Annotated in this window: 20 protein-coding genes and 1 pseudogene; 9 read left to right on the top strand and 12 right to left on the bottom strand. The window is 66.7% G+C overall.

Features of this window, described 5'->3' with window-relative positions:
- The first annotated feature begins 21 nt into the window (after positions 1-21).
- The 6 genes from AC1DO7_RS08240 to AC1DO7_RS08215 are packed head-to-tail and all read left to right on the top strand — an operon-like array spanning position 22 to position 6,125.
- Positions 22-936 (top strand): SDR family oxidoreductase, encoded by a 915-nt coding sequence (locus AC1DO7_RS08240; RefSeq protein WP_441619699.1) that lies wholly within the window; start codon positions 22-24, stop codon positions 934-936.
- 10 nt (positions 937-946) lie between these two features.
- Complete coding sequence (locus tag AC1DO7_RS08235; RefSeq protein WP_441619697.1) at positions 947-2,179, top strand: acyl-CoA dehydrogenase family protein; 1,233 nt, start codon at positions 947-949, stop codon at positions 2,177-2,179.
- Between the two features lie 52 nt (positions 2,180-2,231).
- Positions 2,232-3,929, top strand: a complete 1,698-nt coding sequence (locus tag AC1DO7_RS08230) for a long-chain fatty acid--CoA ligase (RefSeq protein ID WP_477115988.1) — start codon at positions 2,232-2,234, stop codon at positions 3,927-3,929.
- A complete protein-coding gene (locus AC1DO7_RS08225; protein ID WP_441619693.1) occupies positions 3,926-4,084 on the top strand; it encodes a hypothetical protein in 159 nt (52 codons plus the stop codon). The genes AC1DO7_RS08230 and AC1DO7_RS08225 overlap by 4 nt, the downstream gene beginning before the upstream one ends.
- Positions 4,081-4,530: a PaaI family thioesterase gene (locus tag AC1DO7_RS08220; protein ID WP_441619691.1), complete on the top strand. Its 450-nt coding sequence runs from the start codon at positions 4,081-4,083 to the stop codon at positions 4,528-4,530. The genes AC1DO7_RS08225 and AC1DO7_RS08220 overlap by 4 nt, the downstream gene beginning before the upstream one ends.
- Positions 4,531-4,568: 38 nt before the next feature.
- Positions 4,569-6,125 carry an acyl-CoA synthetase gene (locus AC1DO7_RS08215; protein WP_477115987.1) on the top strand — a complete coding sequence of 519 codons (1,557 nt, stop codon included), beginning with the start codon at positions 4,569-4,571 and terminating at the stop codon, positions 6,123-6,125.
- A 119-nt stretch (positions 6,126-6,244) separates the two neighbouring features.
- Here AC1DO7_RS08215 and AC1DO7_RS08210 read toward each other — a convergent pair whose 3' ends face one another.
- On the bottom strand, positions 6,245-8,107 hold the full coding sequence (locus AC1DO7_RS08210) for an alkyl/aryl-sulfatase (protein WP_441619687.1): 1,863 nt from the start codon (positions 8,105-8,107) through the stop codon (positions 6,245-6,247).
- Positions 8,108-8,150: 43 nt separating this feature from the next.
- Positions 8,151-9,122: a Bug family tripartite tricarboxylate transporter substrate binding protein gene (locus AC1DO7_RS08205; protein WP_477115986.1), complete on the bottom strand. Its 972-nt coding sequence runs from the start codon at positions 9,120-9,122 to the stop codon at positions 8,151-8,153.
- 366 nt (positions 9,123-9,488) lie between these two features.
- Between AC1DO7_RS08205 and AC1DO7_RS08200 the strand changes: the two genes are divergently transcribed.
- The gene (locus AC1DO7_RS08200) at positions 9,489-9,659 is read left to right on the top strand and encodes a tyrosine-type recombinase/integrase (protein WP_441619683.1); all 171 of its coding nucleotides are present in this window, start codon (positions 9,489-9,491) and stop codon (positions 9,657-9,659) included.
- Positions 9,660-9,744: 85 nt separating this feature from the next.
- Here the strand turns inward: AC1DO7_RS08200 and AC1DO7_RS08195 are convergent, their stop codons facing one another.
- The 9 genes and pseudogenes from AC1DO7_RS08195 to AC1DO7_RS08155 form a co-directional block, all read right to left on the bottom strand.
- Positions 9,745-11,088, bottom strand: a complete 1,344-nt coding sequence (locus AC1DO7_RS08195) for an amidohydrolase (protein ID WP_441619681.1) — start codon at positions 11,086-11,088, stop codon at positions 9,745-9,747.
- 164 nt (positions 11,089-11,252) lie between these two features.
- Complete coding sequence (locus tag AC1DO7_RS08190; RefSeq protein ID WP_477115985.1) at positions 11,253-12,806, bottom strand: class I adenylate-forming enzyme family protein; 1,554 nt, start codon at positions 12,804-12,806, stop codon at positions 11,253-11,255.
- Positions 12,807-12,903: 97 nt separating this feature from the next.
- Positions 12,904-14,892, bottom strand: coding sequence for an alkyl/aryl-sulfatase (locus AC1DO7_RS08185; protein WP_441619677.1), 1,989 nt, complete (start codon positions 14,890-14,892; stop codon positions 12,904-12,906).
- A 22-nt stretch (positions 14,893-14,914) separates the two neighbouring features.
- Positions 14,915-16,369: an aldehyde dehydrogenase family protein gene (locus AC1DO7_RS08180; protein WP_441619675.1), complete on the bottom strand. Its 1,455-nt coding sequence runs from the start codon at positions 16,367-16,369 to the stop codon at positions 14,915-14,917.
- Between the two features lie 18 nt (positions 16,370-16,387).
- The gene (locus AC1DO7_RS08175) at positions 16,388-18,037 is read right to left on the bottom strand and encodes a GMC family oxidoreductase (protein ID WP_441619673.1); all 1,650 of its coding nucleotides are present in this window, start codon (positions 18,035-18,037) and stop codon (positions 16,388-16,390) included.
- 585 nt (positions 18,038-18,622) lie between these two features.
- Positions 18,623-19,573 carry a TIGR03571 family LLM class oxidoreductase gene (locus AC1DO7_RS08170; protein ID WP_477115984.1) on the bottom strand — a complete coding sequence of 317 codons (951 nt, stop codon included), beginning with the start codon at positions 19,571-19,573 and terminating at the stop codon, positions 18,623-18,625.
- Positions 19,574-19,600: 27 nt separating this feature from the next.
- Entirely contained in the window at positions 19,601-20,071 is a 471-nt protein-coding gene (locus AC1DO7_RS08165; RefSeq protein ID WP_441619669.1) for a RidA family protein, read from the bottom strand.
- A 39-nt stretch (positions 20,072-20,110) separates the two neighbouring features.
- A complete protein-coding gene (locus AC1DO7_RS08160; protein ID WP_441619667.1) occupies positions 20,111-21,145 on the bottom strand; it encodes a quinone oxidoreductase family protein in 1,035 nt (344 codons plus the stop codon).
- 181 nt (positions 21,146-21,326) lie between these two features.
- Positions 21,327-22,548: pseudogene (locus AC1DO7_RS08155) on the bottom strand (aldehyde dehydrogenase family protein).
- A 237-nt stretch (positions 22,549-22,785) separates the two neighbouring features.
- On the opposite strand from AC1DO7_RS08155, the gene AC1DO7_RS08150 reads away from it, so the two are divergent.
- A complete protein-coding gene (locus AC1DO7_RS08150) occupies positions 22,786-23,625 on the top strand; it encodes a helix-turn-helix transcriptional regulator (RefSeq protein WP_441619665.1) in 840 nt (279 codons plus the stop codon).
- Positions 23,626-23,937: 312 nt separating this feature from the next.
- A complete protein-coding gene (locus tag AC1DO7_RS08145; protein ID WP_441619663.1) occupies positions 23,938-24,783 on the top strand; it encodes a class II glutamine amidotransferase in 846 nt (281 codons plus the stop codon).
- Between the two features lie 32 nt (positions 24,784-24,815).
- Here the strand turns inward: AC1DO7_RS08145 and AC1DO7_RS08140 are convergent.
- Positions 24,816-25,275: hypothetical protein (locus AC1DO7_RS08140; protein WP_477115983.1), on the bottom strand; the 460-nt coding region annotated here is incomplete at its 5' end.

Here is a 25,275-nt window from a genome sequence, read left to right as displayed (position 1 = left end):
AGAGAGACAGAGGGAAACACCATGAACGACAAGATGATGGAAGGCAAGGTCGTGATCGTCACCGGCGCGGGCCGTGGCATCGGGCGCGAGATCGCGCTGGCAATGGGCCGCAACGGCGCGAAGGTCGTGGTCAACGACGTGGGCGTGACGGTGACCGGCGACGCGAGCCAGGAAGACCCGGCGGAGGAAGTGGCGGGCCAGATCCGCGCCGACGGTGGCGAGGCCATCATCAGCCGCGAGAGCGTGGCCGAGGCCGACAGCGCGGCGCGCATCGTCGAGGCTGCCGTCGACCACTTCGGCCGCATCGATACCGTCGTCAACAACGCCGGCATCCTGCGCGACCGCATCTTCCACCAGATGACGCCGGACGAGTTCGACGCCGTGCTGCGTGTGCACCTGTACGGCTGCTTCAATATGAGCCGCGCCGCCGCCACGCATTACCGCAACCAGAAGAGCGGCAATTTCGTCCACATGACGTCTACCTCGGGCCTGATCGGCAACATCGGCCAGGCCAACTACGCCGCCGCCAAGATGGGCGTGGCGGGACTGTCCAAGGCCATCGCGCTGGACATGGCGCGCTACAACGTGCGCTCGAACTGCATCTCGCCGTTCGCCTGGAGCCGCATGGCCGGCGCCATTCCCGAGACGCCGGACCAGGTCGAGCGCATCGCCAAGGCCAAGACCATGTCGCCGGCGGACATTGCGCCGCTGGCCGTGTTCCTGGCAAGCGATGCGGCGTCGGCTGTCAACGGCCAGATCTTCACCGTGCGCCGCAACGAGATCTTCCTGATGAGCCAGCCGCGCCCCGTGCGCGCCATGCAGCGCAGCGAAGGCTGGACGCCGCAGACGCTGGCGTCGCACCTGCTGCCGGCGATGGCGCCGTCGTTCTTCCCGGTGGAAGTCTCGGGCGCCGTGTTCGCCTGGGATCCGGTCTGAGGAGCCGACAATGGAATTCACGGTTCCCGGCGAATGGGTGGACTTCGGCGATGCGCTGCTGAAGTTCATCGACCGCGAGGTGGTTCCTCTCGAACAGGAACATCGCGCGCTGCTGTCCAGCGAGCGCACCTTGTACACGGAAGACGGGCGCTTCAGCCCGGAAGTGCTGGCGCTGCGCCGCCGCGTGCGGCTGCGCTCGGCCGAAACAGGCTTCTATACCGCGCTCGCGCCTGAGTCGCTCGGTGGCGGCGGGCTGGGCGCGCAGGCGGCGGCCTATGTGCAGGAGCGCCTCAATGCACACTGCGGCCCGGATCGTCCGCTAGTGCAGACGGTGGTGCTGCCGTCGCCTTTCACCAACGGGTTGTCACCGGTGCTGCGCCACCTGGACCCGGCCGTGCTGGCGTCGGTGCGCGACGAGCTGGCAAGCGGCGAGAAGACCATGTGCTTCGGGCTGAGCGAGCCGGATGCCGGCTCCGACGTGTTCGGCATGCGCACCCGCGCCGAGCGGGATGGCGACCATTGGGTGCTCAACGGCACCAAGCAGTGGATCACCAACGCCCCCTACGCCGACTACGCGATGGTCTTCGCGGTGACCGACGAGGCGAAGGCGCGTGCCCATAAGGGCGGCATCACCGGCTTCTTCCTGCCGACCGGCACGCCGGGCTTCTCGGTGCCCAGCGTGATCCCGACCATGGGCCACCTGGGCGGCGATATCGCCATTGTCTCGCTGGAGAACGTGCGCGTGCCGGATTCGCACCGGCTCGGCCCCATCGACCAGGGCCTGTCGGTGGCCCTCGATGGCGTGAACGCCGGCCGCCTGAGCATGGCAGCCTCCGGCCTGGGCCTCGCCCAGTGGGCGCTGGCGCAGGCGCTGGAGTACGCTAAGGTGCGCAAGACCTTCGGCACACCGATCAGCGGGCATCAGGCCGTGCAGTTCATGCTCGCCGAATGCGCGATGGACATCTATGCCACAAAGTCGATGATCCGCCACTGCGCCTGGCTGGTGGACCAGGGCCAGCCGGCCACCAAGGAGGTGTCGATGGTCAAGGCCTCGTCCACGGAGATGGTGGGGCGCGTATTCGACCGCGCCATCCAGATCCACGGCGCCATGGGCCTGACCAACGAACTGCGGCTGGAGGCGGGCTACCGCCACGCGCGCACGCTGCGCATTCCGGACGGCACATCGGAAATCCAGCGCCGTACCATCGCCCGCCAACTGCTCGGCGGCGATACGGCAATCTGAACGCATAGGCGGTACGCAAAATCCGCACATAAATACAGGAGGAGACCTGGTGATGCATTCCCCTATCATCGAACGCCCGACCGGCCCGCTCGACCTCGACCGCAGGTACGCGAAGGCCGGCCTGCCCGTGCGCATCCACACCCCTGATACCACCGTCTTCGAGAACCTGGAGTTCGCCRCCCGGCGTTATCCGCGCAAGACCGCGATCCAGTTCTACGGGGCCGCCCACACCTATGGCGCGCTGCTGCGCGAGGTGGAAGGCATGGCGGGGTACCTGCAGCAAGCCTGCGGCATCCAGCCGGGGGACCGCGTGATGCTGTTCAGCCAGAACTGCCCGCAGTTCATCGCCGCGTACTTTGCCATCCTGCGCGCGCAGGCGGTCGTGGTGCCGGTCAACGCCATGCTGCTGGAAGACGAACTGCGGCATATCGCGACCGACAGCGGCGCGGTGGCCTGCTTCTCCGCGCAGGAGATTGCGCCGCAACTGCTCCCGCTGCTTGGCGAGACGCCGCTGCGCCATGTGATCGTGCACGCCTATGGCGACGCGCTTGGCGATGACGACGCCGGCCTGGCCATTCCCGACTGGGTCCGCGTGCGCAGCACCGCCGGCAACCTGCCGCCCGGCGCCACGGGCTGGCTGCCGGCGCTGGCCGAAGGCCATCTGCCGCGTCCCTACACGGGCAAGCAGAGCGACCTCTGCATGCTGCCCTATACGTCGGGCACCACGGGCGCGCCGAAGGCCTGCACGCACGACCACCGTACGGTGATGAGTTCGGTGTCGGCCTCGCAGATCTGGCGCAAGACGAGCACCGAGGCATGCTACCTGGCCGTCGCGCCGATGTTTCACCTGCTTGGTCTGCAGAACGGCATCAACGGCCCGATCTTCATGGGCGGCACCATCGTGCTGCTGCCGCGCTGGGACGCTCGCACTGCCGCCGATCTGATCGAACGCCACCGCGTGACGTTCTGGGGTGCGCTGCCGCCGATGCTGGTGGATTTCTTCAGCCAGCCCGGCATCGAGAAGCGCGACCTGAGCAGCCTCTGCGTGGTCGGGGGCGGTGGCGCCGCCATGCCCGAGAATACCGCCGCGCTGATGCGCGAGCGCTATGGCCTGCAGTACCTGGAAGGCTACGGCCTGACGGAGACCGCTTCGTTCCTGTTCGCCAACCCGATGCACCGGCCCAAGCCGTCCTGCCTCGGCGTGCCCACCTATGGGGTGGAGGCCTACGTGATCGATCCGGAGACCCTGCAGCCGGTGCCGCAAGGCGAAGTAGGCGAGATCGTCGTCCACGGTGCGCAGATCATGCATGGCTACTGGAACAGCCCCAAGGCCAACGCCGAGTCCTTCATCGAACTCGACGGCAAGCGCTTCTTCCGTACCGGCGACCTCGCCAGCATGGACGAGGACGGCTACTACTTCATGCGCGACCGACTCAAACGCATGATCAACGCCGCCGGCTACAAGGTCTGGCCGGCAGAGGTCGAGGCCATGCTCTATCGCCACCCCGCCATCCAGGAAACCTGCGTGATCTCGGCCCGCGACAGCCATCGCGGCGAGACCGTGAAAGCGGTGATCGTGCTCAAGGCCGGACAGGAAACCACCACGGTCGAAAGCCTGCTGGCCTGGTGCCGCGAGCATATGGCGACGTACAAGGCGCCGCGCATCGTCGAGATCGTGCCGGCCATCCCCCGCACCGCCACCGGCAAGCTGGCATGGCGCACGCTGCAAGAAGCGGAACTGCGCAAATGAGCGCCATGGAGACCGAGACGCAATTCGACGACATCGTGACCGGTGGCAATACCGATGCGCCTTCGATGATGAGCGGGGAGACGGCGGCCGACACGATCCTTGGCCGGCCCGCGGTGCCGCCGGCGTGGGCACGGAACGGAGGGAAGCTCCGATGACATCCGCTTCCATGGCCCTGGAGGGCGCACAGGAAGACGTTCCGGCCGGGTTCGAGCCGCTGATCACGTCCGCCGGATTCCTCCATACCTGCGGCCAGTTCTACATGCACACGGACCAGCCCGTCGTGGGCTTCCGCGTGGGCCGGGAGCACCTGAACCTGATCGGCATCGCGCATGGTGGCTTTCTTGCCACGGTGGCGGACGTTGCGCTGGGCGCGGTGGTGCGGCGCGACCTCGCCGTGGCCGCCGCGCCGACCGTGCACCTCAGCATCGACTATGTGGGCGCGGTGCAGCCAGGGGACTGGGTGCAAGCGCACGTCCGGATCCTCAAGGATGGCCGCAAGCTCATCAATGCCGATTGCGATGTGCGCGTGGGCGAGCGCGTCGTGCTGCATGCCAGCGGGGCCTTCTTCGTCAAGGTGAGGGCGGGCAAGGCCGTCGCCTGACACCTTCCGGCCGCAGGATTCGCAACAGGAAAAAAGAAATGCACCTCACACTCAGCCTTCAGCGCGCCGTGCAACTGACACCGGATCGCACGGCAACCATTTTCCACGACCGCCGCCGCACCTATGGCGAGATGGCCGCACGCGTCGCGCGGCTGGCTTCCGGGCTGCGTACCCACGGCATGGCGACGGGCGACCGTGTCGCCATGCTCGCGCTCAATTCCGACCGCTATCTTGAGTACTTCATGGGGGTGTGGTGGGGCGGCGGCGTGGTGAACCCCGTCAATATCCGCTGGAGCGTGCCCGAGATGGCGTATTCGCTCGACGATTGCGACAMACGCATCCTGATCGTCGACGACCATCACCTGCACCTGGTGGATGCGATCCGCGCGGCGTCGCGCTCCGTCAGCGTGGTGATCCACGCTGGCGACGGCGAAGCGCCTGCCGGCATGCTGTCGTTCGAAGGCCTGATCGCGGCCAGCGAGCCGGTGGCGGATGCCGGCCGGGGCGGGGCCGACCTGGCTTCGGTGATGTACACCGGCGGCACCACGGGCTTTCCCAAGGGCGTGATGCAGACGCACCTGAACCTGTGGTCGAGCGGGATGCAACGGCTGGCGGAAGCGCCGCCCGTGCGCGATGCCGCCGTGCTGCACGCCGGGCCGTTCTTCCACGTGGCGAGCCTGGGGCGCGCCATCGTACAATGGCTGGCCGGCGAGACCCACGCCGTGATCCCGTCCTTCGACGCGGCCGACGTGCTGCGAGCGATCCGCGAGGACGGCGTCGCGGAGATCGCGCTCGTRCCCACCATGATCCAGGCGACGCTGTCGCACCCGGACTTTGCCATCACCGACTTCTCCCGGGTACGGCGGCTGACCTACGGCGCCTCGCCGATTTCCGCCGCGCTGCTGGAGGAGGTCATGGCGCGTTTGCCTGGCGTCGAGCTGAGCCAGTCGTATGGCCTCACCGAGGCCTGCCCGGGCGTCTCGTCGAACCCGCCCGCCAACCACAGTGAGGCTGGACGCCAAAGTGGCCTGTTCCGCTCGGTGGGCCGTGGCGGCCCGGCCGTGCTGGTGAAGATCGTCGACGAGGCCGGCAACGAGGTGCCGCGCGGCACGGTCGGCGAGATCATTGTGTTCGGACCGAACATCATGGCCGGCTACTGGAACAAGCCGGAGGAGACCGCCAAGGCGCTGCGCAATGGCTGGCTGCATACCGGCGACGGCGGCTATATGGACGAGCAGGGCTATCTCTTCATCGTCGATCGCATCAAGGACATGATCGTCAGCGGTGGGGAGAATGTCTATTCGGCCGAGGTGGAGAATGTCATCGCCAGGCATCCGGCGGTCGCCGCCTGCGCCGTGATCGGCGTGCCGCACGAGAAGTGGGGCGAGGCGGTCCATGCCGTAGTGGTGATGCGACCGGGCATGACGGTGGATGAGGATGACGTCCGTCGGCACTGCCGGGAGTTCATCGCCGGGTACAAGGTGCCCAAGACCGTGGAGTTCCGTATGGCGCTGCCGTTGTCGGGGGCGGGGAAGGTGTTGAAGAAGGATCTGCGGGCGCCGTTCTGGGAAGGACGAACGCGGGCGGTGAACTAGACGGAACGGGCCGCGATAGCGGCCCGTTTTTCTTTCAGCCGGGCATGACGATGGCCCAGCGTTTGCTCGTTTGCTCCCCCTCCCGCAATACGTCGCAATACGGGAGGGGGAGCAAACCGTCAGGGTTCGACCACGTTGAACATCGGATCGAAGTCCTCCAGCATCCCGAGCAGCTTCACCACGCTTGCCGTATCCCCCTCGACCTGGATGGCACCCGTCTCGACGAGATGGCTGAACATCGCAGGCAGGCCGTCACCGGCCTGCAGCGCGGCCAGTGCCTCGCGTCCCAGTGACACGCTCGCCGTGCATGCCCCACGCGCCGCGCCGGGCAGGTAGGTCATGGTGGCGTTTTCCAGCCGCATGGCCCAGCATTCGCCCGTCTCGGGGTTGCGCCATTCGATCTCCATCTGTTCGCCGTTGGCCTGGTCGCCATCCAGGCGCACGGCAAAGTAGTCGAGCAGCAGTTCTAGCGGCAGGACCGACACCAGGTCGCGGCTGACATTCCTGCGGCGCAGCTTCGGCACGCCCTTGCGCAGTTCCTGCGCCCCCAGCAGGAAGGCATTGCGCCAGGTCGACGATTCGGCCGCGAAGCCGAGCTGCTCCAGCGCGTCCGCGCACAGGGCGCGGGCGTCCTGGTTGGCCGGGTCGGCGAAGACCAGGTGGTTGCTGACCTCGGCCACCCAGCGGTACTCGCCGCGCGCGAAGTCGGCGCGGGCCTTTTCCAGCAGTGCCTCGGCGCCGCCCATATAGGCCACGTAGCGCGGGCCGGACTGCTCGGGCGGCAGCGTGTGCAGGTGGGCGGGGTTGCCGTCGTACCAGCCGAGATAGCGCTGCACGATGGCCTTCACGTTGTGCGAGATGGTGCCGTAGAAGCCGCGGTTGGCCCACGTGCTGGCGAGCGAATCGGGCAGCTTCATGACCTCCGCCACCTCGATGCCGGTCATCCCGCGGTTCATCAGGCGCACGGTCTGGTCATGCAGGTGCTTGTACAGGTCCCGCTGCTGGCGCAGGTAGTGGCGAATGCGCTCGTTGCCCCAGGTGGGCCAGTTGTGCTGGGCGAACACCACGTCGGCGGTCGGCGCGTAGCGGTCGAGTGCTTCGTCCAGGTAGCGTGACCAGACGCGGGCGTCGCGCGCCTGTGCGCCGCGCAGGGGGCAGAGGTTGTGCATGGTCTGCACGCCGATCTCGGCCGTGTTCAGCGCGCGCAGGCCGGGGAAGTGCATGAACATCTCCGACGGTGCCTCGCTTTCCAGCGCCAGGTGGAAGATGATCTCGACGCCGTCGATGACGTGCGTCTCGACTTCCTGCTCGATGGTCATGGTCGGCGGGATCAGCGTGCCGGTGCCCACCGGGATGCCCTTGCCGATGCCGCAGTCGACCTGGCCGCAGGCGTGCTTGGGCAAAGACAGCCCGCCCTGGAACATGCCACGCCGCATCATGGCATTGCCGGCCAGTACGTTCTCCGACACGGTATGCCACATGAAGCCCTGCGGTGCGATGATCGGTACCTTGCGGGCCACGGCATCGGCTTCGTCCAGCACGCCGCGCGCGCCGCCGTAGTGGTCGGCGTGGCTGTGCGTGTAGATGAGGGCGCTGACCGGGCGGTCGCCACGGTGCTTGCGGTACAGGGCAATTGCTGCCTCGGCGGTCTCGGCGACGGTCAGCGGGTCGATGACGATCACGCCAGTGTCACCCTCGATGAAGCTGACGTTGGCGACGTCGAAGCCGCGCACCTGGTAGACGCGCTCGGTCACCTTGAACAGGCCGTGGGCCATGTTCAGGCGTGCCTGTCGCCACAGGTTGGGGTGGACGGTGGGTGCGGGCTGCGGATCATCGAGGAAGGCGTAGTCGGCCATCGACCAGACCAGCCGGCCCCGGGCGTCGCGGATCTCCGCGTCGGGAATGGTACCGATGAAGCCGCGCTGGGCGTTCTCGAAGTCGATATCGTCCAGAACCGGCTGGACCTGAGAGGTTGCGTTCATGGGAAAGCCGTGAAGTGTGACAAGGGGAAAAAGCAAGGAAAAATCAGTCGGCGGCCTTGGCGCCGGAGGACTGGATAAGCTGAGCCACGACTGGCTCGTTGGCTTCGAAGTCGCGGCGGAATTCCACGGCGCTGTTGCCGACCGGTTCGAGCGAGTAGGTCTCCAGGCGGGTCCTCATGGCCGGGGAGCGGGCGGCGGCGCGGGCTTCCTTTTCCAGACGGGCCAACACGGCCGGGGGCGTCTTTGCCGGCGCCAGCATGCCGACCCATCCGGCCGGGGCGAGTTCGGCATCCTGGAAACCGGCCTCGGTCATGGTCGGTACATTGGGCAGGCCCTTGGCCCGCGTGCTGCCCATCACGGCAAGCGGTTTGATCTTGCCGGAATCCATGTAGGGCCGCAGCGCTACCAGTGTCCCCACGCCCCAGGTGATCGCGCCGGCGGCGATGTCCTGTGCCATCGGCGATTCGCCCTTGTAGGGGATGTGCGCCATGTCGAGCTGCCTGCTGCGGCTCAGGTAGGCACCGACCAGATGGGCATAGGTGCCTTGCCCGTACGAGCCGTAGCTGACCTTGCCCTTGTGCCGGGCGGCCCATGCCAGCAGGCCCTTGACGTCGTTCGCAGGGACGTCGGCGGAGGCGGCGAGCACGAGATTGCCGACGCACAGCTCCGACACGAAGGCGAAGTCGCGCCGGACGTTGYACGGCACGGAGGCATAAAGGTAGGGCGTATTGATGAGCGGTGCGGAGTGGGAGATGAGCACGGTGTAGCCGTCAGCTGTGGCACGCGCTACGTTCTGCAAGGCCAGGATGCCACCGCCACCTGGCTTGTTCTCCACCACGATGCTCTGACCCATCTGCCTGCCCATCTCGTTGGCGAACGAGCGGGCCACCGCGTCGAGCGCGCCCCCCGCGGGCGCCGGGACCACGAAGGTGATGGGACGGCTGGGATACTCCTGGGCGAAGCCGGCGCTGCTGAATGCCAGCGCCAGGACTACGGAAAGTGTCTTGATGCGCACGAAGTGGCTCCTCGCTTGTGTTTCGGTTGGCATGGCTGCCGCGTGGCGGCAACCGCTTCCCGAAGCGTAGGGCCGGCCCCTGGCGTTCATCCCACCGGGGTTGGGGGGCGGGGATTTCCCCAACACCGACCGCGAAACGCCCGCGCCGATCTTTGCGAAAACACGTAGACCACAAGTCAGAAGAGTTGATTTGAATACGCACCGCAAACTGGTGGTGACACACAACTTCATTGACCTGCAGCGTTATCGTGTCGTTTCCAGCGGGAAGGTGCCGACCGGAGCGGTTGCGCTGGCGATGGCGTTCGAGTACGACGGCGGAGGCCTGGGTAAAGCCATATCCCCGGGCGGCCCCTCACCCGCCATGCAGTGGCCGAGGCATGCCAGCTCGCGCGTCAGCGTAGTGGCATCGAGAAACCCGCTACGCCGCATTCGTTGCGGCATGCCTTCGCGACGCACCTGCCGGAGGGCGGCACCGATGTGCACACGATCCAGTTGCTGATGGGCCATCGCAGCCTTGCCACCACGGTGCGCTCTTGAAGATCGCGACCAGCACCGTGCGCGAGCCGTGCTGCCCGCCGACAGCTTGCTTACTGGCGCGCAGCAGCCGCACGCCGACAGCCCCTCAGTTTGTCTTGGCCTGCGCCAATGCAGACAATACAGCAAGGCTCATCGCGCCGACGCCCGCCTTGATCGTGGGCTCCGGCACGGGAGCGAAGAAGGGGGAATGGTTCGAGGGCAGCGCCGTCTCCCCCGGCTTGCGCGAAGCGTGGTAGCGCTGCGGATCGTAGGCGCCGATGAAGAAGTACATCGACGGCACGCCGGCATTGACGAACTCCGAAAAGTCCTCGCTGCCAGTGATCGCCGGCATGCGCGTCACGCCCTTGCCGTAGGCGCTGCGCAACACGGCCTCGGTACGGGTTACCAGTTGCGCATCGTTGATGACGGCCTTGCCGCCCTCAGTAATGCGCACCTCGGGCTCGGGGGCGCCAGCCATGTCGGCCACCGCCTTGGCGGTCCGGTTGACGCCTGCCAGCATCTGCTCGCGCACCTCGGGTTTATAGGACCGGATGGTCCCGCGCAGGACCACGTCGTCGGGGATGATGTTGCCTACGGTGCCGCCCTGGATAGCGCCGACTGTGACCACGCCGAATTCCTTCGGGTCCTTCTCGCGGCTGATCACGCTTTGCAGGTCTACCACGAAGCGTGATGCCATCATGACAGGATCGATCGTCCTGTTCGGGGCGGAACCATGCCCGCCGCGGCCTTTGAAGCGGACTTCCAGGTCATCCGAATTGGAAGTGAGCGGGCCGGCATCGAAACCGATGAAGCCCACCGGCATGGGCGCCGTGTGAAGGGCAAAGGCGTAATCAGGCTTGCCGAAGCGCGTGAACAGGCCGGCCTCGAGCATGGCCTTTGCCCCGGAAACCAGTTCTTCCGCCGGCTGCGCCACGAACATCAAGGTGCCATGCCATTGCGCTTTCATCGACACCAGCGTCTGCGCGGTGCCCACCCAAGCCGCCATGTGCACATCGTGCCCGCAGCTGTGTGCGACCGGCGTGGGCTTGCCCTTCCAGTCAGTGACTGCTTTGCTGGCGTAGGGCAGTCCCGTCTTCTCCTCCATCGGCAAGGCGTCGAGTTCGGTGCGCACCAGCACCGTAGGCCCTGGGCCATTACGGAAGATCGCCACCAGGCCCGTCTTGCCGATGCCCTCGGTGACGTCGAAACCGAGCCTGCGCATCTCGCTGGCCAGCCTCGCGGCGGTGCGGGTCTCCTGGAATCCGAGCTCGGGGTGCGCGTGCAGGTCCATGTAGAGGGCGTCGAGCGCGGGGTAGGCCGACACCAGGTTGCCATCGATTGCGGTCTTGAGCTTCGCCACATCGATCTCGGCCTGGGCGCAAACCGTGCTGGCGAACATACTCAGCAACACACCGCCGGCAAGCTGCGATATCCGGGAAGAAAAGGTCATGCAAACGTCTCCGTTGATCTTGGTAGCGGGAGCGCGGCGATCGGCAAACACCGGCGTCACGTTAGTGCCTGGAGCACTAGGCTAGCTGATCGCTGTGGCGGATTCGCCCCCCGGAATGGGTGGCTGGGGATTGCCCTTACGTCAGGGCCACATGCCGCATGCCTTCACACGGCGCGCCAATGCCCCTCCCAGAACTTGTCGCGAATCTGGCGCTTGAGCACCTTGCCAACCGCGCTGCGCGGCAGGTYGGTCCAGAACTCAACCGACTTGGGCGCCTTGACGCCGCCGAGCACCTGCTTGCACTGCGCCATCAGCTCTTCGGCCATGACCTCGTGTCCGGGCTTGACCTGCACGATCGCCTTGACCGCCTCGCCCCATTTGGGATCGGGTACCCCGATCACCGCGCAATCGAGCACGGCCGGGTTGTTGAGGATGACGGCCTCGATTTCCGACGGGAAGACATTGAAGCCACCACTGACGATCATGTCCTTCCTGCGGTCGACGATGGTGATGAAGCCGCGCTCGTCGCGGATGCCGATGTCGGTCGTGTGATGCCAGCCGAACGTCGATACCTGCGCGGTTTCTTCCGGCATCTTGTAGTAGCCCTTCATGACCATGGTCGAGCGGACCACGATCTCCCCTTTTTCACCGGGGCCGAGGAGGTTGCCGTCGTCGTCCATGATCTCGACGCACGCCAGCGGCGTGCCCTTGCCGGCCGAGCGCAGCGCGGCGTCGTCGAAGCTGCCGTTCGGCAGCAGGTAGTCCTGCGGCCGCTTGAAAATCACCGGCATGCCGCATTCGCTCTGGCCGTAAACCTCGTGCACGACCGGGCCGAAGCGCTCCACCGCCTCGCGCATCCGCTCCGGGGCGATGGGCGCGCCACCGACCAGCAGGCATCGGAGCGAGGACAGGTCCGCGGTGGCAATGGCCGGGTCCGCCAGCAAGGCGTAGAGGACGGTGGGCGGGAGGAACATATGGGTGATGCCCTCGCGCTGGATGACCTCCAGCACGGTCTTTGGATCGAAGCCTGGCAACACCACGGTGCGGCCGCCCCGGATCGCCCCTGCCAGCGTGACGATGGCGGCCGCATGCGTGAGCGGCGCCACCGCCAGCACGCGCGAGGCGCGCTCCAGTTGCAGCGATTCGTAGACGTTGATCAGGGCGATCTCGTATGAGCGGTGGGTATGCTCCGCGCCTTTCGACGGGCCGGTAGTGCCGCCGGTGGGCTGCAGCAGCATGGTCTGGTCCGGATTCTCCGGCGGCGCGCGAAACGGCTCACGGTAGGCGTCGAGCCAGTCCTGCAGGCAGTCGCCATGCGCCGAGGGTTGGTCGATGCAGATGAACTTGCGCACCCGTGGCAGGCCGGCCTTCAGCGCCAGCACGGCGTTTTCGTACGCGCTGTGGAACAGGATGGCCTCGCAGTCGGCGTAGTCGAGCACGGCGATGTTGGTCTCTACCGCGTTGCGCGTGTGCACCGAGATCCAGGCCATGTCGGCCCGGTTGGCAGCGATCTGCAGCAGGCTGATGCGATAGTCGTTCGGCGCGTAGATCGCGATATGCGCGCCGGGCGACAGCGCCTTGTCGGCGTTCAGGCCATGGGCCACGGCATGCACGAAGCGCCTGGCCTGGGCAAAGGTGACGTGCGTGGCGCCGTCGATGAAGGCGAGGTCATCCGCGAAGCGTGAGGCGGCGGCGTCGAAGTAGTCTGCTAGGCGCATTGGGTTCTCCTTTGTGCTTCGCCGGCCCAGCCGCGGGGTAGGGCGGGCCAGCTGATGGTCTGGATGGGGGCTCGCCCGCCGTGGCGGGACGGCGTGCTCAAGGTGTGACGATATTGAATTGGGTGTCGAAGGTATCGAGCATGCCGATGAACTCGCCCAGCTTCTGGCCCTGACCCTCGAGCTTGATCTGGCCCTTACTGACCGCGGTCGGGAAGTCCAGGCGACGCAGGTTGATCTCGTCCAGCGTGGCCTTGGCCAGGCGCACGGTGACGTCGGCGTTCGGGTTCAGTTCGCCGCGCCGGTATGTCAGCACGCCGTTGTGCAGCGTCAGCGCGAAGGGCTGCTTGCTGTCCTCGAACACCCAGTTCAGCGTCATGTCGTGGCCCTGTGCCTTCCCGGCGTTCATGCGCACGGCAAGGTAGTCGAAGAACAGGCCAGGTTCCATCGCCTGGATCATGTCGAGGCGGGTGGCGCCCATGTCGTACTTCGGGACACCGTTGCGCAGTTCCATGGCTGCCGTCAGGTAGGCGTTGCGCCATGTGGCATTTTCAGTCTGGTAGCCGAGTTGCTCCAGCGCCGCCGCCTGCAGGTCACGCGCGGCCTTGTTGTCGGCATCGGCGAATACGACGTGGTTGCCGAGCTGCACGGCCCAGCGGTAATCCCCCTTGTCCATCGCGCCGCGCATCAGGCGCAGCACGGCGTCAGCACCGCCCATGGCGGCTACATAGCGCCTGGCGGCATCGGTTGGCGGCAACGGGTCGAGGTTTGCCGGATTGCCGTCGTAGAAGCCGAGGTAGCGCTGGTACACGGCACGCGAGTTGTGGCTGAGCGAGCCGTAGTAGCCGCGCGTGTACCACTTGCGGTCGAGGTCGCCCGGAAGCTTGTCCATCTTCTCGGAGATCTCGGCCGGTGTGTAGCCTTTGTTGATCAGGTTCAGCGTGCCGTTATTGAGGTATGCATACATGTCACGCTGGTCGGCCAGCATCGTGCGGATGCGGTCGGCGCCCCAGGTCGGCCAGTTGTGCGACACGAACATCACGTCGACCTTGTCGCCGTAGCGCTCCAGGCTCGCGTCGATGTAGGTGGCCCACGCCTTGGGGTCGCGCACCAGCGCGCCACGCAGCGTGAGAATGTTGTGCATCATCGGCGTCGTGTTCTCCGACATGCACAACGCCCGCAGCTCAGGGAAGAAGAAATTCATCTCGGCAGGCGCTTCCGTGCCCGGCGTGAGCTGGAACTCGACCTGGACACCAGCGATCCGGTGCGTCTCGAACGTGTTCCGGATCAGCACGGTCGGCGCAAGCAGGGTCTGCGTGCCGTGCACCGGCAGGCCCTTGCCGAGCCCGCCGTCGATCTGCCCGAGTTCGCCGTGCGGCAGCAGGACGCCGTACTGGAACTGCGCGCGGCGCATCATGGCGGTTCCGGCCAGGACTCCCTCGCTGATGGCTTCCTCCATGAAGCCGGCCGGGGCATAGATCTTCACCTTGCCGGAACGCACGTCAGCCTCGTCCACGACGCCGCGCACGCCGCCGAAGTGGTCGCCGTGGCTGTGGCTGTAGGCCACCGCCACCACCGGCTTGCGCGGGCGATGCTGGTAGTACAGTTCCAGCCCTGCGCGGGACGTCTCGGTCACGGTCAGCGGGTCGATGATGAACAAGCCCTCGTCGCCCTCGATGATCGTCATATTGGCCGCGTCAATGCCGCGGACCTGGTAGATGCGCGGCGCCACCTCGAACAGGCCGGCGTTGCGGTTCAACTGGGCCAGCCGCCACAGGGCAGGGTTGATGGCGTCGGACACCTTGTCGGTATCCAGGAAAGCGTAGGAGTCCAGGTCGATCACGACCTGCCCGGCCGCATTGCGGATCTTGCCCTTGAATGGCGCCACCAGGCCGCGCGTGACCGACTCGAAATCGGTGCGGTCGGTAAACGGCAAGGCCTTCACGGCCTCGGCGTTCTTCGCGGCGGTGATGGTGCTCGGCGGCAGGCTGCCTTGCGGGTTGGCGGCCAGCACGGGCTGGAACAGCGTCGCGCCGATCAGCGACGCCATCACGGCCAGACGGCAACGCGCGGTTGAAAAGCGATTCATACATCCCTCCAGTAAGTCTTCTCTATGCGGCAGGCGGGGCGTTCACCGCCGGATCAGCGACGCGATGAACTGCCGCCCCTGCTCGGTGTACGGCGGGGGCAACGGATCCAAGGCCTTTGGCGGGCAGCGATAGACGGCTCGCGCGTGGCTGAACGTGCGGAACCCGTCCCGGCCGTGGTAGACGCCCATGCCGCTTGGGCCGACGCCGCCGAACGGCAAATCCTCGACGCCGCCGTGAGCGAGCACGCCGTTGAGCGTCACGCCGCCCGACGTGGTGCGCGTCGAGGACGCGCGCTTCTTCCGTGGGGTCGGTGCCGAAGTAGTACAGGCCGAGCGGATGCGGATGCGCCTCGATGTACGCAAGCACCTCGTCGATGGAGTCGTAGGGCTTCACCGGCAACAGCGGCCCGAAGATCTCGTCCTGCATGATGGCCATGTCGTCGGTCGGGTCGATGACCAGCGCCGGGGCCATGCGGCACACCGTGCCTGCGTCATCAAAGGACTCGTTCGCCGGGCTCAGCTCGACGACGCGGGCGCCATGACGGGCCGCGTCGGCCAGGTAGCCCTGCAGGCGCCGCAGGTGCCGCTCGTTGACGATGGCCGTGTAGTCGGGGTTGTCGCGAAGCGTGGGATAGCACCGCGCCACGGTGTCGCGGGCCGCGTCGATGAAGGCTTCCACGCTCGCTTTCGGCACGAATACGTAGTCGGGCGCCAGGCAGATCTGGCCTGCGTTGCACAGCTTGCCGGCCATGATGCGGGCCGCGGCCTCGCGCAGGTCCGCCGACTGCGAGACGATGGTCGGCGATTTGCCGCCGAGTTCCAGCGTGACCGGCACGAGATTCTGCGCCGCGGCGGCCATTACCTTGCGCCCGACGGAGCCCGCGCCGGTGAACAGGAGATGGTCGAAACGCTGGCGGGTAAAAGCTTCACCAACGTCCTGGCCGCCTGTCACCACCGCGACCTCGCGCTCGTCGTAGGCCGAGCGGATCAGCCGCGCCATCAGCTCCGCGGTGGCCGGGGTGAATTCCGATGGCTTGATCACCGCGCGATTGCCCGCGGCGAGGATGCCGGGCAAGGCCATGAAACACGCGGCCATCGGGAAGTTCCACGGCCCCATGACGCCCACCACGCCCCGCGGCTGGTATTGCACCCAAGCCTCGCCACGCGGCACCGGGCGCGGCTCCGGCTGCATCCATTGCTCCACTTGCGCGCGTGCGTGCTTCAGCGCGTTCAGCGGGGAAAGCACCTCGGTCACGCGGGAGAAATCATGGCTGCGGTGGCCGAAGTCGGCGCCGATGGTCTCTACGATCTCCTGCTGGTGATCCACCAGCAGGCCGATCGCGCGGTCCAGCCAGTCGATGCGCTGCGCCGCACTGGCCGGTCCGGCTGCCAGATGCGCCGCCCGCTGGCACGCGACGATGGCGGCGATCCGGGCGTCGATGCCCGCGCTGGTGCAGGTGGGGGTATTGTCTTGCATGCTGTCTTCTCCTTGATCTCAGCCGGCCGTGCCGGAACGGCCGAGGATCAGGTCGGCGGCCTTCTCGCCGATCATGATGGCGGGGGCATTGGTGTTGCCGCCGATGATCGTCGGCATGATCGAGGCGTCGGCCACTCGCAGGCCCTCCACCCCGCGCACACGCAAATCCGGATCCACCACGGACGCAACATCCCCGCCCATGCGGCAGGTGCCCACGGGGTGGAAAGCCGTATCAGCCTGCTGGCGGATCATGGCGCGGATGGCGTCGTCGTCGCTGCCGTCGGCCGCGAGGTGGCCATGGTGCAGCGGCTTCGCGCCGAAGCGGGACAGCGGCGCCTGGTCCAGGATGCGCTTGACGATGCGCACGCCTCTCACCAGCACATCCATGTCGCGTTCATCGGACAGCATGTTCAGGTCGATGGCGGGCACCTCGCCGGGATCGGCGGACTTCAGGCGCAGCACGCCCCGGCTGTATGGGCGCAGCACGCAGACGTGGCACGAGTAGCCATGGCCGTACGGATGCTTGCGGTCGACGATGGCCGGCGCAAAGTGAAGTTGAAGGTCGGGATCGGCCAGTTCCGGCTGCGACTTGATGAACGCACCCGCCTCCACGAGATTGCTGGTCCACATGCCGGTGCGCACGCGCCGGTAGTAGCGGCGCAGTTCCATTGCCATGCGCAGGCCGCCGCGCAACGAGATGCCGAACAGGTCGGCGGTGGTCAGCCGCGCCGACAGCAGCGCGTCGACGTGCTCCTGCAGGTTGCGGCCCACTTCGGGCGCGTCGTGGATGACGGCGATGCCATGCTCGCGCAGATGGCCGGCCGGCCCGATGCCGGAGAGCATCAGCAGTTGCGGCGAGCCATATGCCCCGGCGCTCAGGATGATCTCGCGCCGGGCCCGCAGCACCTGCTCCCGGCCATCGCGCATCACGGCCACGCCGGCGGCGCGCTTGCCGTCGAACACGATGCGCAGCACCTGCGTATCCGTCAGCACATGCAGGTTGCCGCGTCCGCCGGACAGGTCGCCCTTGCCGCCCCGGCTGCCGTGCAGGTAGGCGCGGGCGGCATTCCACCGTTCACCGTTGCGCTGGGTGACCTGGAACATGCCCGCGCCTTCCTGGCGCGGACCGTTGAAGTCGTCGTTGCGCGGGTAGCCGGCCGCCTGCGCGGCCTCGATAAACAGGTGCGAGAACGGCGTGGGCGAGCGCACGTCGCTGACATGGAGCGGACCATGGCCGCCGTGCAGCGCGTCGTCGTCGCGGCCCGCCAGGCGCTCATTGCATTCGGCGCGCCGGAAGTACGGCAGCACGTCCTGCCACGCCCACCCGTCGCAGCCGAGCGCCGCCCAGCGGTCGTAGTCGCCAGGCGTGCCGCGGATGTAGATCATGCCGTTGATCGACGAGCTCCCACCCAGGCCCCGGCCGCGCGGCTGGAAGCTGCGGCGCCCGTTGAGTCCGGCCTCGCGCTCGGAGCGGTAAAGGTAGTTGCGCTGGCTGCGACGAGTGACGGTAACGGCCGCCGCCACCGGCGTCGTGACCAGTGCACTTTTGTCGTGCGGCCCTGATTCGAGCAGCGCGACTCTTCCGCTGCCTGCGTCGGCCAGACGGCCCGCCACGGCACAGCCGGCCGATCCGCCGCCAATCACGATGTAGTCAAACTGACTTTCCATCAGGTGCATTCCTTGTCCTCGTGAGATGTCCAGGCTCCGCAGCCCTTCACTGACCTGGCATGCGGATGCCTTCATACGCTCGACCATCCAGTGGCGTGTCATGGAACGGCAGCCTAGATGCCGCGCCGGTCCTGGTTGCGCACTTCCACCTGCCTCGGATAGACACGGCAGCAGGGAGGTCGCCCACTGGAAGATCCCGTTTCGCGTAAGAAGCGGGCGCGCGAATTCTTGCTGCGATCGGCTTCCCCGGCCGCCAACGCCAGAATTCGCACAGTAAGTGCGACTAGCCGGATACGTGTCTCTTGCCCCCGGCGTCACAGACGGATTGAAGCATTCGAGATAGGGGCGATACCCACCGGGCTTGGGGGGGGAATTGTGTAATGCGCCGAACGGGGCAATGTCGCGACAAGGGTGCTGGAATATCGTCAGCGAGCCACATTACGAATTGACCGGCTGCGCCAATCTCTGTGGCGTTGCTTCAGGCGCGAGGGCGGAACCTGATCCCGGAAACGGCGCTGGAGGCAGCGCTGGAGGGCGATGGAGCGCAGGCACAAGCTTTCGACATTGCCGGTGCCGCGCTGCTCATCAACTGACTGCGTGGAACGCCGGCAGGACTTCCGCGGCGATTTCTTCGATCACCTCGCGCGGCGGGCGCCCCGAGGCCGGTAAGTTCAGCGATACATGATGTGTCCCGCTTTCACGCATGTCCCGCAGCACGTCGACCAGGCCGCGCCGCCCGACGTGGTAGCCCAGTGGAATGGGCGTTGCGGGCGCGTCCGGGTTGGCATCCAGGTCCAGTCGCATGGCCACACCAAAGCCTCGGAACGCACCGGGCACGGCGCGCTCGACCGCGGTGCGCCACATCCGGTGCCTGGCGTGCTGGTCCTGCGGCTCGCGGTGATAGGTCATCCAGCCGCAGGCGTTCCGTGCGATCCAGTCGACGCTCTGGCCGCCTGAGCCAACGGCCAGCAGCGGGATGGCGGCTGGCGACGCCGGCAACAGGAAGAACGCCGGCGAATCGGGACCTGCGTGGTCAGGCGCGACTCGTGAGGGCAGGTTGACCGCCGCCGCGACGGTCTCCCAGTTGCGCCGGAACAGTTCCCTGCGTTGCTCGGTGTCCTTGCCGAACGCGGCGTACTCCGGTGGCCGGTCGCCGGAGCCCAGGCCGAGCATGAAGCGATTCTGCGACAGTGCATTGGTCGAGATGGCACCCTTGGCAATATGCAGCGGATGCCGCAGTGTCAGGACGATGGCGCCGCTGGCCAGGGCGATCTGTTCGGTCCGCGCAGCCAGCGCGCCGAGGAAGACCCAGGGATCGAGGTGGCCGACTGGATCCGGATAGTCGGCACTGTTGAGCGGCACGTCGCGGATCCAGAGCACACGAAATCCGAGCGTGTCGGCCAGGCGGGCCAGCCCAAGCTGCTCGCTGAAGTCCGCCACGGTTTGCCCGRCCCGGAGCATCGGCAGTGACAGGCCCACGGAGAGTTGCCGGTCACTGAAGACCCGCCCGAACGTGCCTGCGTGCTTGTTGTCCATCGCGCATTCCTCCTTTCGCGCAGCGCTTCACGGCGCCTTCAGCTCGGCGGTGACGGCGACCGCCACGGGCAGCCGGCCCGGCAGGTTGCGCACCCCGCACAAGGAACGCGCATGGCCGGCCCGGCCGGCGAATACCGCCGCCAGCAATTCCGAGGCGCCGTCGAGCACATACGGATGGCGCTCGAAATCGTCGGTGCACGCGACATAGCCTTCCACGCGCACGATCTGCCTGACACGTCCGAATCCCCCCAGGTAGCGATGCATCTGGGAAAGGGCATTGAGGGTGGCCAGCCTGGCGGCGAGCCGGCCTTCCTCGACCGTCAGCTCGCCACCGACCAGGCCGACCAGTTTCGGCTGGCCGGCGACCATCGGGCCCTGCATCGATACGAACAGCATCGCACCCGCCTCCACCACCGGCAGGTAGGCGCCCAGCGGCTGCATCGGTTCGGGCAAGGCAAGGCCAAGCGCCGCCAGGCGCTCCATCACGTCGTCAGCCATGGTTGGGCTCCCGCGTTATTGCATGACGCCGGCAAGGCATCATGCCACCCAAGGCAGGAGCACAATGCTGCCCCGGGCGTGTTGGCCGGCGATGCGCCGGTGTGCCTCGGCAGCCTGCGACAAGGGCAGCACGCTGTCAACCTGCGGCTTGATCTTGCCCTCCCGGATCGGGGCGAGCCAGGCGTCAAAGTCCTCGATGTCGCCCACCAGCGTGCCGCGCAACTGCTTCTGCGCGAAGAAGAAGTCGCGGATATCGAAGGTGACATCCGTGCCGGCCATGAAGCCCATGGCCACGATGATGCCGAGGGGCTTCACCGCGGCAATCGTGCGGGGCAGGATGTCGCCACCCAGGTTGTCGATCGCGACATCGACGCCGCGGCCATCGGTCCAGGCGTGCAGTGCTTCAACGAAATCCTCTTCCCTGGCATTGATGACCAGTTCGGCGCCGAGGTCTTTTGCGAGCGCGGCAGAGGCGTTGTCCTGCACGGTGGTGGCCACGCGCGCGCCGAGGGCACGGGCTACCTGGATGGCCATCATGCCGGTGCTCGACGCGCCGGCATGAATCAGCACCATGTCGCCTTCGGTGACTTCGCCGACGATCTGCACCGAGCGGATGGCGATCAGCAGCGCCACCGGCAGTGCCGCAACCTGCTCGACCGGCAGGCCGGTGGTGTCGCGCAGCAGCCAGGCCTCGGGCACGACGATGTACTGGGCATAGGTGCCCGGGATCTGGATGCCGGGGATCGCGTAGCTGGCCGCCGCGGTCACCGGGCGGATGCCGGCCTCGGCCGCAGCGGTCGGGTAGCCTGGCATGGAGATCACGCGATCGCCGGGCGCGAAGCGGGTTACGCCCTCGCCAAGCCCGGCCACTTCCCCGACTGCGTCGGATCCCAGGATGTGGGGGAACGGCAGCGCCGGGGCGATCTGCCCGAGGCGCACATAGTGATCCAGCCGGTTCACGCCGACGGCCAGTACCTTGACCAGCACTTCGCCCGGGCCGGGCGTCGGGGTAGCCATGTCTTCCAGTTGAATCTGCTCGGGTCCGCCAAAGGACCGGATGACTGCTGCTTGCATCTTGGAACTCCAATATCAGTGAATCGGTGCCTCGGTTCGAGGCACCTGGTGTCTTTGTCCTGTGTCTTTGCCCTGTGCTCTACGACCGGGGCCAGGGACAATGCCGCGACGGTGGACGAGCTTGACCAGAACCTGGCCCGGAGCGCACCACGCCGCGGCGTAGCAAGGCCTCGTCCCACGCTTACGCGAGCAGCACCGTGATGGCCTTTTCTTCGGTGTAGGCCAGCACGCCGGACAACCCGCATTCGCGCCCGATGCCGCTGGTCTTCATGCCGCCCCAAGGCAGCCGCGCATCGATCGGTGCCCAGCAATTGATGCCGATGGCGCCCGCCTTGACCGCATGCGCGACGCGATGGGCCCGTGCCAGGTTGCTGGTCCAGACGGTGGCGGCAAGCCCGTAGCGCGTATCGTTGGCCAGTGCGATCGCCTCGTCTTCGGAATCGAAGGCAATCACGACTCCGACGGGACCGAAGATTTCCTCCTGCGCGATGCGCATGCTGTTGCGCGCCTTCGCAAAGATGGTCGGCCTGGCGAACCAGCCGCGCGTGTGCGGCGCGACGCCACCAGCCAGCAACTGAGCGCCTTCCCTGATGCCCTCCGCGATATAGGCGTTGATGCGCTCGAATTGCTCGCGCTTGGCCACGGCACCCATCTGCACGCCTTCCGCCGCAGGATCGCCGACCGCGATCGATGCCGCCACCTCCGCCAGCGCCGTGGCAAACGAATCGGCAAGGCTGCGGTGCACCAGGATGCGCGAGCCAGCGGCGCAAACCTGTCCTTGGTTGAAGAACAGGCCCATCGCGCAGCCTTTCACAGCGGCTTCCAGCGGCGCATCCTCGAACACGATCTGCGGGCTCTTGCCGCCGAGTTCCAGTGATRCGCGCTTGAACAGCGGCCCGGCAATGCGCTGGATCTCGCGCCCGACCTCGGGGCTGCCGGTGAAGGTGATCTTGTCCACGCCGGGGTGCTCGCACAACGCGCGGCCCACGACCTCGCCAGCGCCGGTCACGACGTTCAGCACGCCGTCAGGGAACCCGGCTTCCTTGCACAGCGCCGCAAGATGCAACGCGGACTGCGGCGTCTCCTCGGCCGGCTTCAGCACCAGGGTGCAGCCGGCGGCCAGCGCCGGCCCGATCTTCCAGCAGGAGTTGCGCCGCGTCGCGTTCGCACAGGTCTGCAAGCTTGCCGATCAACCGGCCACGTTCCGTGCCGGACATGCGCGACCAGATTCCGCCGTCCAGCTGAGCGCGCGCAGCCTGTACCGCACGGTCCACATCCTCGCGCGTGCCGGCGGCCATGGTAGCGATGACGCTCTCCGTCACCGGGCTGGTGACGTCGAGGGTAAGACCGCTGGAGGCGGCCACGGCCTGCCCGTCAATGAAGTGCCGAAGCATCGGGATCATCTTTTGTCTCCTGTTGGCCAGCCGCAATGTCTGGCGGCTGTCTGCCCGCGGGATCGAGGGCGAGCCGGCAGTCTCCCAAGGTCGCCGCAGTCCGGCCATTGCGAAGATTCGCAGTGCTGTTCCGCCGGCCAGCGGAGATCGGATAATTGACCGACCGCACGGTCGGTTATAAGATCGGTCGCGTTACGTGGCCGGCTGATCGCGCGTAGGGCGAGAACGGCGCGCAAAGGAGGCGACATGATCACGCAAAGCTATGAAGCAGTGCTGCTGTGCGCACAACGGGAGCTGCGCGATACGCTGCTGGCAAGCGGCCGTGCCCCGGCCAGGCCGGGCAGTCGTGAACTGGCTGCCGAGATGCTGCTGAACCTCGATGACGCGCAAGCTTGCTGGCGCGTGGCCGCGCGATGGCTGCGGGCGAGCTTTGCCGTGGATCGGGTCGACGCAGGCTTCCACACGCCCGGGCAGCGCTACTACATCCCCTCGGCGCAGGCGCTCGCGTCCGACGATGTGCCGCAGATGGCCGGCACGCCCATCGATACCCACGAAGCGGGCGTCGCTTCGCTATGGCTCACTGGCGAGCCGATCGCCTTCCGGGAAGTCGACAGCGATGCGCGGCTGAGCCGGTCGCTGCGCCGGGTCCTGACCCATGCGCACACCGCGTCCAAGCTCGCGACATGCGTGCGCCACCAGTCCAGACCGGTTGGCCTGATCTGCCTGGACCAGCTCGACCGGGTACGCAACTGGTCGGAGCAGGACGCGCTGCAGCTCAAGAGCGTGGCGGCCGACATTCTCGGCCCCATTCTCCATGCCGCGCGCCAGCTGGCTGCGCAGCGCGACGCGGCGTGCGGGGAGGGCGCGGCACCGCCTGCCGACGCCAGCCAGCTGACTGCGTCGGAGGCCCGCGTCGCGCGCCTGGTTGCGCGCGGCCTCAGCTACAAGGAAATCGCCCGCGAGCTGGAGCGCTCGCATTCCACCGTCGATCATCACCTGCGCAGTATCCGGCAGAAGCTTGGCGTTTCCTCGACGTCCCGCCTGATCCGCGTGCTTGCCGGGATTTTCCCGCAGCATGCCAACTGAGCGACAGGATGGTCCCTGTCCGGACCTTGAGACACTGGATACCCCTTGCAAGCCGGGTGGCCTGATGGGGCACCAGCACCGCAGCGAGATTTGTCCACCATTTGTCCATCATTTGTCCACCGCATGACCGGATAAGCCTGTGGACAAGCCGGGCGGGGACAGATAGCCAACGGCCTCCGAGGATTTGATCAATGTTCCGGCAAAGAGAGTAGCCGCAACCGAACCGCCGGATCTGGCACGAATAGTACGAATGCTCCTATAACTGGAAGGTGGACCGGAAGGCACCGGCCTCACTTGTCTAGGAGGAGCATCATGTGCCGCTGGCTGGCCTACTCGGGCAAATCCGTTCCGCTGGAAACGGTGCTGTTCCAGCCGGAACACTCGCTGATCGACCAGAGCCTGAATTCGCGGCTGGGTCAAACCACTACCAATGGCGACGGGTTCGGTGTCGGCTGGTACGGGCGTCACTCGGAGGTGCCGTTCCGCTACCGCTGCCTGCACCCGGCCTGGAGCGACACCAACCTGCGTGAGACGGCGCGGGCCGTGCGGGCGCCGCTGTTCGTCGCCCACGTGCGCGCGGCCACCGGCACGCCGACGCAGGAGACCAACTGCCATCCGTTCCGCTTCGGCCGCTGGCTGTTCGTGCATAACGGCCTGATCCGCGAATACCCCCTCGTGCGGCGCGACCTGATGATGGCCGTGGCGCCGCACCTGTTCCGCTGGATCGAGGGATCGACCGATTCCGAGGTCATGTTCTTCCTGGCCCTGACCTTTGGCCTGGAGCGCGACCCGTGCAGCGCGCTGGAGCAGATGGCCGGGCTGATCGAGGACGTCGGCCACCGCCACGACGTGCAGTATCCACTCAATATGACCGTCTGCGTGACCGATGGCCGGCAGATCGTGGCAGTGCGCTATTCGAGCGAGGCAGACTCGCGCTCGCTGTTCCACAGCACCTCGTTCCGGCAGTTGCGCGCACTCTACCCGGATGACCCGCGCGTCATCGCCGCCGGCGACGATGCCTTCCTGGTGCTGTCCGAGCCGCTGATCAATGTGCAGGGGGTGTGGGAGGAGATTCCCGAGGCGAGCATCCTGGTCGCCCGGGGCGGTGAGATCGAGCACAACCGCTTCCTGCCGCGGCTGCCGAACCAGTCGAAGTAAGGGGGCGGTCGGAGGCGAATCGGGAGCGGGATTCAGCGCCACAAGGGCGGGCAGGCGGTGGTGGACTGCTTGCCGGGCTGGCAGCTATTTGGGATAGACGCGTGAGTGCCGTTCTGGATGCTCGGCCACGGCCCAAAGCGCCGCAAGGTGCTCGCGATGACGATTCGCATGGTGTCCCCGGAGCGATTCGTCGAAATTTTCAGAAAAGTCTTGCCAGCCAACTGCGCGCGCCTTAGTATTCGGTCCCTTCGCAACACGAAGCGCGGCTGCAAAGCAGACGGGACAAGGGTTGCGGGGGCAAAGGTGAGGTTGGCGGTGCTATTGCTATAGGCGCGGCGAACCGGAGCAAAAAAAAGTTTTGCAAAACCTTTGATAAAACGTAGAAAGTAATTCATAATCTCGTTTCTCTGCTGCTGAAAACAAAGCAGCGACGCGGTAAGCAAAGCGAATCGCGGCAAGTTCTTTAACAAACAAACAACCGATAAGTGTGGG

The organism is Cupriavidus sp. 05N40, assembly GCF_056397305.1.
Note: the sequence above shows the minus strand (reverse complement) of the source record. Positions and strands in the feature narration are given on the sequence as shown.

Excerpts from the sequence above, each read along its gene's own strand:
- AC1DO7_RS08225 (WP_441619693.1), top strand. The coding sequence starts at position 3,926 with ATGAGCGCCATGGAGACCGAGACGCAATTCGACGACATCGTGACCGGT.
- AC1DO7_RS08160 (WP_441619667.1), bottom strand. The coding sequence starts at position 21,145 with ATGCAAGCAGCAGTCATCCGGTCCTTTGGCGGACCCGAGCAGATTCAA.
- AC1DO7_RS08175 (WP_441619673.1), bottom strand. The coding sequence starts at position 18,037 with ATGGAAAGTCAGTTTGACTACATCGTGATTGGCGGCGGATCGGCCGGC.
- AC1DO7_RS08235 (WP_441619697.1), top strand. The coding sequence starts at position 947 with ATGGAATTCACGGTTCCCGGCGAATGGGTGGACTTCGGCGATGCGCTG.
- AC1DO7_RS08210 (WP_441619687.1), bottom strand. The coding sequence starts at position 8,107 with ATGAACGCAACCTCTCAGGTCCAGCCGGTTCTGGACGATATCGACTTC.
- AC1DO7_RS08195 (WP_441619681.1), bottom strand. The coding sequence starts at position 11,088 with ATGACCTTTTCTTCCCGGATATCGCAGCTTGCCGGCGGTGTGTTGCTG.
- AC1DO7_RS08185 (WP_441619677.1), bottom strand. The coding sequence starts at position 14,892 with ATGAATCGCTTTTCAACCGCGCGTTGCCGTCTGGCCGTGATGGCGTCG.
- AC1DO7_RS08165 (WP_441619669.1), bottom strand. The coding sequence starts at position 20,071 with ATGGCTGACGACGTGATGGAGCGCCTGGCGGCGCTTGGCCTTGCCTTG.
- AC1DO7_RS08180 (WP_441619675.1), bottom strand. The coding sequence starts at position 16,369 with ATGCAAGACAATACCCCCACCTGCACCAGCGCGGGCATCGACGCCCGG.
- AC1DO7_RS08145 (WP_441619663.1), top strand. The coding sequence starts at position 23,938 with ATGTGCCGCTGGCTGGCCTACTCGGGCAAATCCGTTCCGCTGGAAACG.
- AC1DO7_RS08220 (WP_441619691.1), top strand. The coding sequence starts at position 4,081 with ATGACATCCGCTTCCATGGCCCTGGAGGGCGCACAGGAAGACGTTCCG.
- AC1DO7_RS08240 (WP_441619699.1), top strand. The coding sequence starts at position 22 with ATGAACGACAAGATGATGGAAGGCAAGGTCGTGATCGTCACCGGCGCG.
- AC1DO7_RS08150 (WP_441619665.1), top strand. The coding sequence starts at position 22,786 with ATGATCACGCAAAGCTATGAAGCAGTGCTGCTGTGCGCACAACGGGAG.